10 protein-coding genes are annotated in these 13518 nt (G+C 72.5%); 2 read left to right on the top strand and 8 right to left on the bottom strand.

What is annotated here, in order from left to right:
- The 5 genes from QR77_RS31145 to QR77_RS31125 all read right to left on the bottom strand — a co-directional run.
- Nucleotides 1–958 (bottom strand): ATP-binding cassette domain-containing protein (locus QR77_RS31145; protein ID WP_150130600.1); only part of this gene is annotated, 958 nt, incomplete at its 3' end.
- 200 nt (nt 959–1158) lie between these two features.
- Nucleotides 1159–2556, bottom strand: a complete 1398-nt coding sequence (locus QR77_RS31140; RefSeq protein WP_040025350.1) for an RICIN domain-containing protein — start codon at nt 2554–2556, stop codon at nt 1159–1161.
- A 128-nt stretch (nt 2557–2684) separates the two neighbouring features.
- Nucleotides 2685–3449, bottom strand: a complete 765-nt coding sequence (locus QR77_RS31135; protein WP_040025349.1) for an NUDIX domain-containing protein — start codon at nt 3447–3449, stop codon at nt 2685–2687.
- Nucleotides 3450–3534: 85 nt separating this feature from the next.
- A complete protein-coding gene (locus QR77_RS31130) occupies nt 3535–5580 on the bottom strand; it encodes a glycogen debranching N-terminal domain-containing protein (protein WP_078877361.1) in 2046 nt (681 codons plus the stop codon).
- A 127-nt stretch (nt 5581–5707) separates the two neighbouring features.
- Nucleotides 5708–7021: a DUF4192 domain-containing protein gene (locus tag QR77_RS31125; RefSeq protein ID WP_040025348.1), complete on the bottom strand. Its 1314-nt coding sequence runs from the start codon at nt 7019–7021 to the stop codon at nt 5708–5710.
- 110 nt (nt 7022–7131) lie between these two features.
- Here QR77_RS31125 and QR77_RS31120 point away from each other — a divergent pair, with 110 nt between their 5' ends.
- Nucleotides 7132–9303, top strand: a complete 2172-nt coding sequence (locus tag QR77_RS31120; RefSeq protein ID WP_040025347.1) for a RecQ family ATP-dependent DNA helicase — start codon at nt 7132–7134, stop codon at nt 9301–9303.
- A gap of 214 nt (nt 9304–9517) precedes the next feature.
- Nucleotides 9518–10144 (top strand): hypothetical protein, encoded by a 627-nt coding sequence (locus tag QR77_RS31115; protein ID WP_040025345.1) that lies wholly within the window; start codon nt 9518–9520, stop codon nt 10142–10144.
- A 209-nt stretch (nt 10145–10353) separates the two neighbouring features.
- Here QR77_RS31115 and QR77_RS31110 read toward each other — a convergent pair whose 3' ends face one another.
- The 3 genes from QR77_RS31110 to QR77_RS31100 form a co-directional block, all read right to left on the bottom strand.
- Nucleotides 10354–10998, bottom strand: a complete 645-nt coding sequence (locus QR77_RS31110) for a hypothetical protein (protein WP_040025341.1) — start codon at nt 10996–10998, stop codon at nt 10354–10356.
- 106 nt (nt 10999–11104) lie between these two features.
- A complete protein-coding gene (locus QR77_RS31105) occupies nt 11105–11815 on the bottom strand; it encodes a ribonuclease HII (RefSeq protein WP_040025339.1) in 711 nt (236 codons plus the stop codon).
- 94 nt (nt 11816–11909) lie between these two features.
- Nucleotides 11910–13418, bottom strand: coding sequence for a DUF4173 domain-containing protein (locus QR77_RS31100; protein WP_236711178.1), 1509 nt, complete (start codon nt 13416–13418; stop codon nt 11910–11912).
- Between the last annotated feature and the right edge of the window lie 100 nt (nt 13419–13518).

The raw sequence follows: 13518 nt of genomic DNA, 5'->3' as shown, positions 1-13518 counted from the left end.
ACTCACCGACGCCGGGAGCGGCGGGACCGGTGGGACCGGTGGGACCGGTGGGAGCGGCGGGAGCAGCGGGGTCGGGCACCACCGGGCCCGTGTCGCCCGTCTCGTCGGCCAGCCGGTGGACGAGGACACCGTGCCGGAAGGCGGTCTCGCCGATCTCCGCGCAGGTGCTGCCGTAGACGGTGATGCGGTTCCCCTCGTCGGCGACGACCTCGACGGAGCGGTGGCGGGCCCTGGCCTCCCGGCTCAGCGCGTCGGCGAGGCGGGCGGCGTGCGGTGTCCTGACGGCGACGCGCGGTCGGAGTCTCGTACGGGCGAAGGAGACGGCGTCCTGGTCGGCGACGAGGCGGCCGGCGTCGATGGTGACGACACGATCGGCGGTGCGGGCGGCCTCCTTGGGGTCGGCCGTGGTGTAGAGCACGGCGCCGCCCCGGTCGGCGTGGGCCCGCAGCAGCCCGTAAAGCCAGCCGCTCTCGCGTGGCGAGAGCCCGGCGGACGGCGCGTCGAGGATCAGGGTGTGCGGTTCGCCCAACAGCGCCGAGGCGAGCCCGAGTCTGCGGTCCATCCCGATCGAGAGCGTCCCGAGGGGCTCGTCACGCAGCGCGCCGAGGCCGACGGTGTCGAGCACTTCGTCGGCGCGCGCCGAGGGGAGGCCCGCGGCGGCGCACAGCATCCTCAACTGTCCCCTGGCCGTGCGCGCTGGGTGGCCGGGCACATCGCCGAGCAGTACGCCGACCTCGCGGGCCGGGTGCGCGATGAGGTGCAGCGGACGACCACGGAAGTAGGTGGCTCCGCGGCCGTGTTCGAGTGCGAGCATCAGCCGGAGCGCGGTTGTCTTGCCGGCGCCCTCAGCTCCGAGAAGCGCGGTGAGGGAGCCCGCCCCGGCCTCGAAGGTCAGGTCGTCCACAGCGGGCGGGAGGTCTCGACGGGGGGTGCTGGTCAGTCCGATGGCCTGGAGCATCGCTTCTCTCGCGGGGAGGTGAGACCGCTCGGCGGGTGAGTGGGTACCCCAGCAAGATAACGCGACATGTCCGATTTGCGGAGCAGCGTGGGCGGTGCGGTGTCCTCCCGCTTCGGCCCGTGGCGGGCCGGCGCCCCGACCGGGCCCCTCCACGTACCCACCGCGCGGGCGGGTACGTGGAGGGCGTGGCCCCGTCAGGGTCAGTTCTGATCGGGCTTGACGAGGAACCATCCCTGGTCGTCGGTGTCACTGCAGGTGAAGAGCGTCAGGGATGCGCCGTCCTTCTTGTCGCCTCCCGTTGCGGCGTAACCGGAGACGTCCAGGCACATTCCGTTGCTGGCGTAGTTCCGGATCCAGTAGAGGCCACCGGTATTCGGCCGCTTGACCAGCCACCAGAGCTGGTTGTCGTCCAACGTCTGGGTACAGGCGCTCTCGTGCGGTTGCGTGCCGCGGGGCGCGGCGCCCTTGTCAGGCAGATCCATGCAGTAGCCGCTCGTGTCGTTGCGGATCTGTACGAGGTCCGCGCCGTCCGGGCCCTTGCCCTTGGCCACGGTGTCGAGGCTCCACACCTGATTGACCTCGGCGGGGGACGCTTCGCAGGGATACTGACTGACGGGGCTGCCCGCTGAATCGTTGGCGACTGGGGGCGGGCCCGCGCATTTCTGGGTCGTCCCGTTCCTGAGCATGACGTGACTGAGTTTGTCCTCCGGCGGAGGCTTCTTGGCCCCTCCGCCGCCCCCGCCCTCGGACTTCGGCGGCGCCTGCGACTGCGTCGGGGCCGCCGTGGGCGCTGTAGGGGTCGGTGTCGGAGGGGCCAGCGTCGCTGCGGCCTCGTTGGCGCCTGGCGTGGCCAGACTGCCTACCGCCGGCTTGTAGGCGAACCACATCACGGCGAAGGCGATGGCGAGCGCGAGCAGCATGCTGAAGAACACCCCGAGCCAGCGCGGCAGCAGCCCGGGCTGGACGTACGTGCCCTGCACCGGCAGCGGTTCGGCGCCCGAGCGCTTCACAGCGAGGGAGTAGGGGCGGGTCTGCTTCGCGCCCAGCCAGATGATCTGCCGCGGCTTCAGCGTGCCCTGGATGAACGCGGCGCGGCCGGGCTCGATCTGGACGTTGGCGGGGTGGAGGTCGTACGAGAGCTCGTCGCCGTTGTCGCTGCCGCCCACGGAGGCCGTGAGCTTGACGTTGCCGATGTTGTCGACGGCGAGCCGGGGGCGACCCCGGAAGCGGCCCTTCACCGTCGGCGGCACGAGTTCGGCGCGTACCTCGGTGAACGGTGTGATGGTGACGTTGCCCTCCGGGACCGTGGTGGCCTCCGGGTGCTCGGTCGGGATGATCTGCACACCGTACGGATTCGGTCCCGCCGTGGCGTCCGGGCTGCGGGGCGGGGCGAAGGTCAGCTCCACGGTCCCGGTGGTCCCCGGATACAGCCTGATGGCCTCGGGCTCGACGGTCGTCCACGGGGAGAGGTCACCGACAGGTACGAACCGGTACTCGTCGACGACATCGCCGGTGTTACGAACACGCAGCCGCACACGGGCCGAGCCGCCCGGGTCCACGGTCATCGAAGGGGGTTCCAGGGAGGTCCACACACTCATGTCCCGACGCTACGGCAGGCGCCGGGGCATTTTCGCAGGCCAGAGGGCACGATATGGCGCCCGAAAGAGCAAGCCGAGCTGCCTTTCGGGGACGCGGCCCCACTCTCCGGGGAGCGGTCCGACCCCGCTCAGACCTCGGGCCGCAGCATCGGCGGATTGAGCACGTTCGCGCCGCCCGCCCGGAAGAGCTGGGCGGGGCGGCCGCCCTGGCGGGTGGTGGTCCCGCCGGACGGGACCAGAAAGCCCGGGGTGCCCGTCACCTTGCGGTGGAAGTTACGCGGGTCGAGGGCCACGCCCCACACCGCCTCATACACCCTGCGCAGCTCTCCCACCGTGAACTCCGGCGGGCAGAAGGCCGTGGCGAGCGAGGAGTACTCGATCTTGGAGCGGGCGCGCTCCACGCCGTCGGCGAGGATCCGCGCGTGGTCGAAGGCGAGCTGGGTGGGCTGTTCCTCCTCGCGAGCGAAGCCGCCGTCCTTGTTCAGCAGAACCTCCACGGGGGCCCAGCGGGCACTGTTGGCGTCCCCTCCGGCACGCGGGGCGGGCAGGTCGGGCGACAGCGCGAGATGCGCCACGCTGACCACCCGCATCCGCGGGTCGCGTCCGGGGTCCCCGTAGGTGCCCAACTGTTCGAGGTGGGCGGTGTTCCCCGGCATCGGTGACAGCGGGTCGTGCGCGCCGAGGCCGGTCTCCTCCGACAGTTCACGCGCGGCGGCCGTTTCCAGGTCCTCGTCGCCCCTGACAAAACCGCCGGGCAGCGCCCACCGGCCCTGGAACGGCGACTCTCCTCGTCGGACGACCAGTGCGCAGAGCGCGTGGCGGCGCACGGTGAGCACGACCAGGTCGACCGTGACAGCGAACGGGGGGAAAGCTGACGGGTCGTAGGGCGACATGCGGCGATCATAGTCGTCTGCTTGACGATAAACACTCCTTTCGGTCATGCGCGATGTCCGCTTCTCCGGCCCTCCGGCACCGGGGTCACGCCCCGAGCTGGAGTCCCGCTGCCGCTTCCTCGACCAGGCCGAGACCCAGCCTGCTGACCCGCACGGAGAACGGCTCCCCGGCGACCCGGAGCCCGGAGAGCCGGACGGCTCCGAGCGGGGCGCTGCGGACCGGGCGCAGCGCGACGGTGCCCGCAGGCGCGTCAGGACGGATCCCGGCGAGCGCTGTGAGCAGATGGATCCCCGCCGCCGCGGCCACGGCGGCGGGCCGGCAGGCGGCCGGGTGCGGTACGGGCATGTCACCTGCCGTGCGCTGCGCTCCCCCGTACATCTCCGGCAGCCGGTGGCCGAACTCCTCCGCGGCGTCCAGCACACCGCGCAGCAGGGACACCGCCTCCTTCTCGTATCCGGCCGCAGCGAGTCCGGCGACGGCGACGGCCGTCTCGTGGACGCGCACGGCGCCCGCGCGGTGACCGAAGGGGTTGTGGCCCTGCTCCCTGACGCCGAGGCCGCGAAGTCCCCAGCCGGAGTCGAGCGCGGGGCTCCCGAGCAGCCGGGCGAGCTGCTCGGTCCGTACGTCGTCCAGCAGTCCCTCCGCGTGGCGCCCCTCGCCGAGCAGACCGGTGTCCAGGAGATGGGCCCAGCCGGCGTTCGCGTACGGCAGCGGCCTCCCGTCCGCCGTGCGGGCCGCCGCGGGGCGCCCGCCGGTGCGGTCGTCGATCCAGAAGACCTCCCGGAACCGCAGGCGCAGGTCACGCGCCCAGGCGCGCCAGGCGTCGGCTCCCGGTCTGCCGCATGCCTCCAAGAGGTCGGCGCCGAGCAGAGCGGCACGGTGCGCGTGCGCCTGGGTCTCGGCCCGCTGGGGTCCCCCCGGGCCCGGCTCCCCCAGCAGCCCGCTGTCGTCGGCATTGGTGCGCAGCCACCGCAGGCAGCGCTCCGCGGCCGGGAGCAGTTCCGCGAGTTCGCGCTCGGGGAGGCCCCAGCGGCGCGCTTCGGCGAGCACCACGGGGAAGGCGAGCGTCGCCTCGACACCGGTGCAGTTCGGTGGGAGGTGCGGGCCCCCGTCCCGCAGCGGGCCGGGGATACGTCCGAAGTCGCGCCCCGGCCGGGTGAGCTGATCGCGCGCGAGCGCCCGGAGAGTGCCGGCGGCGAGGCGTGTGCCGAGCGGGAGTGCCATCCGGACGGCCCAGAGGGCCTCGGCGGAGGGCGGTCCGCAGCGCCAGGGGACGCCTGCGGCGGGATAGATGTCGGCGGGGCCGCCCGGCCCGCGCTGGAGGAGCGCCCTGAGATCGCCGACACTCGCGGCGAACAGTGGTCGTACCCCTGGGTCGTCCCCTTCGGCAGCGGCCTCGGGCAGGGGATCACCGCCGGTGCGGCCGGTCGGCCGGGCCGGGCGCTCGGATCGGATCCGCAGTTCGATGGTGTGGGTCGCTCCCGGCCGGAGCTCCACGTCCCAGCGCAGAAGAGCCGCCGAAGCCAGCGCGTCGCCCGGGGCAGGCACCGCGCTGACGATCGTGGATCTGCCGTCGGCGGCCGACCAGCGCAGTCCCGCCCCGTGGACGACGGCGGGCAGAGCGGGTCCGGGGCGGCCCGCCGAGATCGCGGCCAGTTCGGCGAGGTCGGTGCCGAAGCTGATCTCCACCGGGAACGTGCGGACGGTGAGGGCGGAGCTGCGCAGGGTGATGCGTTCGGTGCCGGCGGCGTCCCTGAACCGCTCGACACCGATCTCGGGGTCGGGCCCGCGGTCGGCCGGGGTGCGGACCACCGCCTGGAAGCGTGCCGTACCCGCGTCCAGAAGCCCACCCCGCAGAGCGACGGGGTCGCGGCCCGCGACGCGCAGCCGGCAGTGTGACAGCAGCCGGCGGCCCGACTGGTAGAAGCCGTCGAGGCCTTCCCCGGTGAGCTGGCCGTGGTGGGAGCCGATGGCGAGGCAGGGCAGGGCGACGCAGATGACCGCCCGGTGCACCGGGGGAAAGTCGCCGGACGGCGCGGCACGGGACCGCGCGCCGCCTGAGGGCGGCGCCGTACGGGCGGCAGGAACGCGTCCCGCGCCGGTTCCGTGGGTGGGGATGGTGAGGGCCATGTGTGGTCTGCCGTGCCTTCCGTGCGCTCCGAGGAGCCGCCGTTGCGTCGGCGGCGCGGCTCGTACGACTCCGCCATATCGGTGAACGCCGGCACGGGCGGCCAGGTCACGGTCGTCGTCGCGGCCGTCATCGCCCGCTCCTGTTTCCGCGCTGTCCGCCGCGCCTTCCCACCCGTCCGCGCGCCGCCCCTGAGCCCGGTCGCTTCGGGGCTGCGGGCCGGCTCCCGCTCATCGTGGGCGGGCCGGCGGGACGGGCCCTGTGCCTTCTGACACTCCCGCGCGAGCCGGAGCCGGTCCGCGCGCCGGAGACCGCACGCGAACTGCGCTCCTCGCGCAGACAGTCGCGCAGCGCCTCGGGGTCCATCCCCTCGTTGCAGGCCTGATGGAGCAGTCGCGCGAAGACATAGTCGGGATCGACGCGCAGAGCGAGTCCGAGCGCGACCCGCGCGCTCGGCTCGTCACCCGTGGACCAGGACACCCAGCCGGCCAGGGCCAGCGGGGCGGCCGCGTGCTCGGCGTACGGACCGACGCAGCGGCGGGACAGCGCCCGCCAGAGCCGGAGCGCGGAGGGAGCGTCCGGTCCTTCCATCCATTCGGCCGCGCGGTCCCTGGTCTCCCGGTCCTGGAGGCCGATGATGACGGCGGCCGCCTCGTCGTGGCCGATCAGACCGTCGTCCTCGGCGTCGGTGGCGGCGGGGGGCGCGGCCGGGGCCTCCCCGAGCCGTTTCATCAGCCGTCGGGCCAGCCGCAGGGTCTCGGACCCGACCTCCGCGCGGCTGCCTCCGAGCAGAATCCTCGGCACCAGCGCGGCCCCGGCGCCGTCCAGCGCGCGTTCCTGCTCCTCGACGGCCGCCGGGCTGCTCAGCGGTTCGAGCCGCGCCTCCATGTCCCGCAGCGAGCCGCGCACCTGGACACCGGCATAGGTGGCGGCCGCCGCCATCACCGAGGTCCCCGGCAGGGCGAGGCCGGTCCCCTCGGCCGGGCAGCAGCGCGGGTCGGGGCAGCAGTAGGACCAGAAACGGCTGTCGGAGATGCAGAGCGCCTCATGGACGGGTACGTCGAGGCTGCCGCACGCGGTGCGCAGCCGCTGCGCGAGCGGACGGAGGCGCTCCATCACCTGGCGTCCCGTCTCCCCCTCGACCGGGTCCTGGCAGACGAAGACGACAATCCCGTCGGGGCGCGTGCCGCGCCGCTCACTGCCTTCGACCAGGCATTCGGCGAGCTGGTCGGCGACCGGCGGCCACTCCTGCGGAGAGCGGGGAATGCCGAGCCTGAGCCGGCCGCCGAAGCGCCCGCTGCCGCCGTGGAGCGCGACAAGAACGATGGAATCAGTAGGGTAGAAACCCATCAAATAGGGCAGGGCGTCGGCGAGTTCCGCCGGTCCGCGCAGGGTGATCTGCTGCTCGGTGGCGGTTCGGGTCGTTTCGTGGCGCTTGTTCATGGCACGACGGTCCCGCGAGCCGCCGGATCCCGCGACCCCTGTGGATAACTTTATCCACAGGCTGGAGTCCGCATTCGCGGTTTGTCGGGGCCATCGGGTTGCATGGGGTCATGACCAACGCAGAACGCGCAGCTCTCCGGGGTTCGGCCGACTCCGTCCTCGCCCGCCTGGTCGGGGACATCACAGGCACCGCCCAGTTGCGTGAGGACCAGTGGCTGGCCATCGAGGCGCTCGTCGCCGACAAGCGCAGGGCACTGGTCGTCCAGCGCACCGGCTGGGGCAAGTCGGCGGTGTATTTCGTCGCGACGTCACTGCTGCGCGAGCGCGGCGCGGGCCCGACGGTGATCGTCTCCCCGCTGCTCGCACTGATGCGCAACCAGGTGGAGGCTGCGGCACGGGCCGGCATCAAGGCCCGGACGATCAACTCGTCGAACACGGAGGACTGGGAGACGATCCAGGACGAGGTGATCGGAGGCGAGGTCGACGTTCTGCTGGTGAGTCCTGAGCGGCTGAACAACCCGGACTTCCGTGACCAGGTGCTGCCCAGGCTCGCGGCCGCCACCGGCCTGCTGGTGGTCGACGAGGCGCACTGCATCTCGGACTGGGGCCATGACTTCCGGCCCGACTACCGCCGGCTGCGCACGATGCTCGCCGAGCTGCCGGCCGGCGTTCCGGTGCTCGCCACCACCGCCACGGCGAACGCGCGGGTGACCGCCGATGTGGCCGAGCAGTTGGGCACCGGCGCAGGAACGGACGCGCTCGTCCTGCGGGGTCCGCTGGATCGGGAGAGTCTCAGCCTCCATGTGCTCCGGCTGTCCGACGCGGCGCACCGGCTGGCGTGGCTGGCCGACCATCTGACCGAACTGCCCGGGTCCGGGATCATCTACACCCTGACGGTCGCCGCCGCCGAGGAGGTCACGGCGTATCTGAGGCAGTGCGGACACACGGTGTCCTCGTACACCGGCAGGACGGAGAACGCCGAGCGGCAGCAGGCCGAGGACGACCTGCTGGCCAACCGCGTCAAGGCGCTGGTGGCCACCTCCGCGCTCGGTATGGGGTTCGACAAGCCGGACCTCGGATTCGTGGTGCACCTCGGCTCGCCCTCCTCCCCCATCGCCTACTACCAGCAGGTCGGGCGTGCGGGGCGTGGTGTGGAGCATGCCGAGGTGCTGCTGCTGCCGGGCAGGGAGGACGAAGCGATCTGGCAGTACTTCGCCTCGGTCGCCTTCCCCCCGGAGGAGATGGTCCGCCGCACCCTCGACGTCCTGGCGCAGGCGGGCAGGCCGCTGTCGCTCCCGGCCCTGGAGCCGCTGGTCGAGCTGCGGCGTACGCGTCTTGAGACCATGCTCAAGGTGCTCGACGTGGACGGCGCCGTGCGCCGGGTGAAGGGCGGCTGGACGTCGACCGGGACACCGTGGGTGTACGACGCCGAGCGGTACGCCTGGGTGGCGCGCCAGCGGGCGGCCGAGCAGCAGTCGATGCGCGACTACGCGACGACGACGGAGTGCCGGATGGAGTTCCTGCGGCTCCAGTTGGACGACGAGCAGGCCACACCGTGCGGCCGGTGCGACAACTGCGCGGGCGCGCGGTTCGACGACAAGGTGTCGGCCACGGCCCTCGACACCGCACGCGGTGAACTGGGCAGGCCGGGCGTGGACGTGGAGCCGAGGAAGATGTGGCCGACGGGCCTCGCAGCGGTCGGGGTGGACCTCAAGGGACGCATCGCGACCGGCGAGCAGTCCTTCGGCGGCCGGGCGCTCGGGCGGCTGTCCGACATCGGCTGGGGCAACAGGCTGCGCCCGATGCTCGGTCCCGGGGCTCCGGACGGGCCGGTGCCCGACGATGTGATGGAGGCCGTGGTGAGCGTGCTCGCCGACTGGGCCAAGCGGCCCGGCGGTTGGGCTTCGGGTGCCCCCGACGCACCGGACCGGCCGGCCGGTGTTGTGACCGTGGCCTCGATGGGCAGGCCGGCGCTCGTCGGATCGCTCGGCGCCCGGATCTCGGAGATCGGCCGGATGCCGCTGCTCGGCTCGGTCGCGTACGTCCCGGAGGCCGACGGCACCCGTGTCTCGCGCACCAACAGCGCCCAGCGTGTGCGGGCTCTGCACGAGACGCTCACTGTGCCGCCCGCGCTGGCCGAGGCGCTGGCATCGGCCGGGGGCCCGGTGCTGCTCGTCGACGATCTCTCCGACACGGGCTGGACGCTCGCCGTGGCAACACGACTGCTGCGCAGGGCCGGTGCCGTCGGTGTGTTTCCGCTGGTCCTTGCCGTTCAGACGTGACGCGACGCATCAGGTACCGCATCTCGGGGCAGGGATATAAGAACCAATCCCTCCCATTCCCGTCAGCCGTGCCAATTGCTCGTTGCCGCACGCCCGTACGCCAGCGAGAATTGAAAGCGCCCCCGCACGGTCCAGCCGCTGTCCGCTCGGGCCATGTCGCGGTGCCCCCACTCGACCCTGCCCGCACTGTGGGCGCGTATGCGAAGGGAGGAACGTGACCTTCGGATTCGCTCCGTCCGCAGCCACTTCGATCACCACGCCGGCCGACTCCGTCAGCCGCCTCGCCAGGATGCTGGAGCCCTCCGAGTGGGCGGCGGCGGGCATACCGCTGCTGCGCAATCCCCGCGAGGTCGTCAGCGGTCTGCACAGCCGCCACCACCCCGTCCCCTCGACCGCCGTCGTGGCCGTTCTCGACCACGAGGAACGGCTCGTGGCCAGCGCCTCGTTCACCCCGCGCGCGACGACCGTGGACGGCTGGGAGTTCCGGAACGCGCTGCTGGCGCATCTGCGCCGCGTCATCCCGCACGACCTGCGCCGCCGTACCCCGGTGCGTACCGCCGTACTGCTGCACTGCCGCGAGGGCGACGAGCGCTGGACGGAGGAGGACGGGGCCTGGATGTGGGGGCTCCGTGACGCCTGCACCCTGCACGGGCTGCGCTGCGGCGCGTACATCACGCTGACGCGCGGCGGTTGGCAGGTGCTGGGCGAGGGCCGTGGCGGCCGTCAGCCCCACTCCGGTTCCGGGCCCACGCCGCTGTCCGAGACGACGGCCGATCCCGAACCCGCGCCGATGCGGGGCGGTGGCGCGGCGGAGCCCCTGCGCCGGACCGCCGCCCGCTGAACCGATCCACCTCGCCGAGCCGATCCGCCCGCCGAACCGATGCCTGGACCGCATGTCCCGGCCGCCCTGGAACGGGCAGCCGGGTCACGGGCCGGGAACGTGCAGCGGCCCGGGAAGGACCGGACGAGGGCCGAAACGACGAACGCGCCACAGCGTCCAGGAACGCGGTGGCGCGACGGTGTCTCGTACGGTCGCGGTGTCTCGTACGGTCAGACCCCGGCGCCGAGCACGGCGTTGACCCGGTCGACGTCCCCGCACACGATGAGCAGGGCGGACGCCCGCTCCCGTGCCAGAGGCAGCACACGGGCCAGGTCGTCCTCGCCGCCGTTGACAGCGACGACCACGACGGGCCGGGACTGCGCACGGGCGACAGCGGAGGCGCCGGCGAAGAAGACGTCCTCACGGGCGTCCTGCTGAGCCCAGTAGGAGCTCTCACCGAACGACAACTCGTGTGTCGCCCAAGGGTGTTGTTCGCCCGTGGTGAGCACGAGGATGTCGGACGGCGCACGACCGCCGGTGTCGAGCAGCAGGTCCACCGCCTCTTCCGCTGCGTCCAGCGCCCCGCCCGCGGTGGCCGGGACGACCTGGATCTGAGGCACAGAAGTGGTGTCAGGACGTGCCGTCTCCGGCTGCCCCGCGGAGCTGGAGCTGTGCGAGCGCTGCTCCGGCGGCGCCGGCCTCGCGGGACCGGGGCCCGGGCGTCCGGGTCGCGGTGTGGCCGCGGAACGCGGTCCCGGTACGGGACGCGGACCGGGGACGGGACGGGGGGTCGCTGCGGTACGGCCGGTGGCCGAAGTGGCGCTGGGACCCTGGGCTCTCTCGTGAATCTGAGGCTCCTCGGGGGTGAGAGGCATAACTGGATGTCTATCAAATGCCGGCGCGAAACGCATCGGCGGGTGGGCACATTCGTGCCCATGTCTGCGGGCGGGGGCCCGCGGACCGGTGGGTTCACCGGAAGTTTCAGAAATCGAAGCCGAGTTGGCCCCCGCTTTCCATCGCGGCGGTCTCCGGCGAGACCCGGACCTTCTTGAGGTGCCGCCACCGGGGCAGCGCATCGAGATAGGACCAGGAGAGCCGGTGGTGCGCTGTCGGCCCCCACTCCGCCAGGGCCGCCTGATGCACCGGTGAGGGGTACCCGGCGTTGTCACCGAAGGCGAAGGGCGCGTACTCCCGCGTCCCCGCGCCCAGTTCGGCCATCATCGCGTCCCTGCGCACCTTGGCGAGTACGGAAGCCGCCGCCACGGAGACACAGGACCGGTCGCCCTTGATGACCGTACGCACCCGCCAGGATCCTCCAAGATAATCATGATTACCGTCGAGGATCACCGCGTCGGGCCGAACGGGCAGCGCCAAGAGGGCGCGTACGGCGGCGAGCCGCAGCGACGCCGTCATCCCCAGGGCGTCGATCTCCTCCGGGGAGGCGTGCCCGAGAGCGTGCGAAGTGACCCAGCCGAGAAGCTGATCAGCCATCTCCGCACGGCGTTTGGGTGTAATGAGCTTCGAGTCGGTGAGACCTGTCGGAGGGCGACGCAGTCCGGTGACGGCCGCGCAGACCGTGACAGGACCGGCCCACGCTCCGCGCCCGACCTCGTCGACGCCCGCGATGATTTTGGCGCCGGTGGTGGCGCGGAGCGAGCGCTCGACGGTGTGCGTGGGTGCTTCGTACGGCATGGCAAAAGCCAGATTACGCCGCCCTTACGCCGGGCGACAGCCCGGGGCCCCCGGTGGCCCGGATCATCTCGAAAACGATGCTCCGGGCTCACGCTCAGCGGGAATCCGATTCCCCGCTGTTGGCGTCGCGCTCCCCGGCGTCGTCGCCGAAGGGCACGGCCGTCAGGTCACAGGATTGCCCGCTGGTGTCGACCTTCCGCTTCGCCAGAATGTCGCGGGCCCTGCTCTCGGACCAACTGGTCGCGTACCAGGGGTCGGCAGCGCCCCCCAGATGCCGTGAGATGCCTGCGAGCGCGCAGGACCGCGCGGGTTCCGGCAGCCGGTCCAGGGCCGGTACGGCGTCGGCCGACAGTTCCTGGAGGTACACGAGGTCGAGCTTGCCGGACGCCTCGTAGCGCTGCTGGTTCCGCTCGGCGACGAGTGCGTCCGGGGAGAGCAGCCCGAAGGCGAGCACCGCGGCACCCGCGCTCGCCGCGACCGCACGCGGCAGCCACCGGCCGCCGACGGCTCCCGCCACCAGGATCAGGACGATCACCACTCCGAGCCAGATCTCCATCGCAGCCACCGAGACGCGAAGCCGCGTCAGTCCGTAGGCGTCGACGTACAGATCCATGCGGCGCAGTGTGGAGACGACGACCACCAGCGTGAGGGCGCACAGGACTCCGAGCACCACGCGCACCAGGGTGCGGTCACGGGCGCCGTCGCGCGGCGCCCAGCGCCTGGCGAGAGCGACCACGAGGATGACCAGCAGGGTGACCCAGAGGAGTTGCCAGAATCCCTGCCGGGCGTATTCGGAGTAGGTCAGTCCGGTTTCCCGCAGGATCTTGTCGTACCCGCCGAACAGCACGGCGAGTTGGACGGCGATGAAAGCGGCGAAGAGCAGATTGAGGATGATCAGCGGGAGCGCCCACTCCATCCGGGCGCGCGGCCGTCCTTCCTTGACGGTTGCCCGGTCCCAGCGCGGCGGCGCTGCGGCGGTGTGCGCTGCGGTCAGCGCCGCCAGGAGTCCGAGGACGAACAGCAGGAACCGCCACGGCCCGTCGGAGACCGAGACATCCGGGCTCAGTTCCCCGATCAGGTCGGAGAAGGCCGCGTCCGCGCTGGCGAACAGCGCGCCGAACACGATCAGCAGGACCGCGGCGACAACGACCGTACGGATCACGGGCATCCAGCGGCCGCGCGAGCCTTCGGCGCGTTCGCGCAGTCCGCGCCACCCCCAGCGGACGCCCCGGCTGATCGCCCAGAACAGGCCGGGCGGACCGAACAGGATGCCCGGCCACGTACGGCTGCCGTGCAGCGCGAGCGAGCCGAGCGCCAGTGCGGAGACGAGCGCGAGAAACGTCGGCAGGCCGGCGTCGCGCAGCGCCGGAACGACGAGCAGGGCCAGCCCGCCGAGGGCCCAGACCAGCGTCCACGGACGTGGCCGCCGTCCGGCGGAACGGGCGGCGAAGTACGCGGCGAGCGCGGCCGGGAGCGCCACGATCAGGAGGTTCACGCCCAGTCCCTCGCCCAGGAGCAGGGAGCTGAGCAGTGCGGTCGCCAGGACCGACCAGAGCGTGGCGGCGCGGACCGCGACCGGTTCGACCGGCTTGATCTCGGCGATCCAGGCGGGCGGCGGCGGCTTCACGGGCTGCCACTGCTGCCACTCGGGCGCCGGGTTCGGGCGCTTCTGCTGCGGGTGTTGCGCGCGTTGCTGCGTGTGC

Source organism: Streptomyces sp. 150FB, assembly GCF_000818195.1.
GTDB lineage: Bacteria > Actinomycetota > Actinomycetes > Streptomycetales > Streptomycetaceae > Streptomyces.
Note: the sequence above shows the minus strand (reverse complement) of the source record. Positions and strands in the feature narration are given on the sequence as shown.

Coding starts and splice junctions, on each gene's coding strand:
- QR77_RS31135 (WP_040025349.1), bottom strand. CDS start 3,449: ATGTCGCCCTACGACCCGTCAGCTTTCCCCCCGTTCGCTGTCACGGTC.
- QR77_RS31130 (WP_078877361.1), bottom strand. CDS start 5,580: ATGGCCCTCACCATCCCCACCCACGGAACCGGCGCGGGACGCGTTCCT.
- QR77_RS31105 (WP_040025339.1), bottom strand. CDS start 11,815: ATGCCGTACGAAGCACCCACGCACACCGTCGAGCGCTCGCTCCGCGCC.
- QR77_RS31110 (WP_040025341.1), bottom strand. CDS start 10,998: ATGCCTCTCACCCCCGAGGAGCCTCAGATTCACGAGAGAGCCCAGGGT.
- QR77_RS31140 (WP_040025350.1), bottom strand. CDS start 2,556: ATGAGTGTGTGGACCTCCCTGGAACCCCCTTCGATGACCGTGGACCCG.
- QR77_RS31125 (WP_040025348.1), bottom strand. CDS start 7,021: ATGAACAAGCGCCACGAAACGACCCGAACCGCCACCGAGCAGCAGATC.
- QR77_RS31120 (WP_040025347.1), top strand. CDS start 7,132: ATGACCAACGCAGAACGCGCAGCTCTCCGGGGTTCGGCCGACTCCGTC.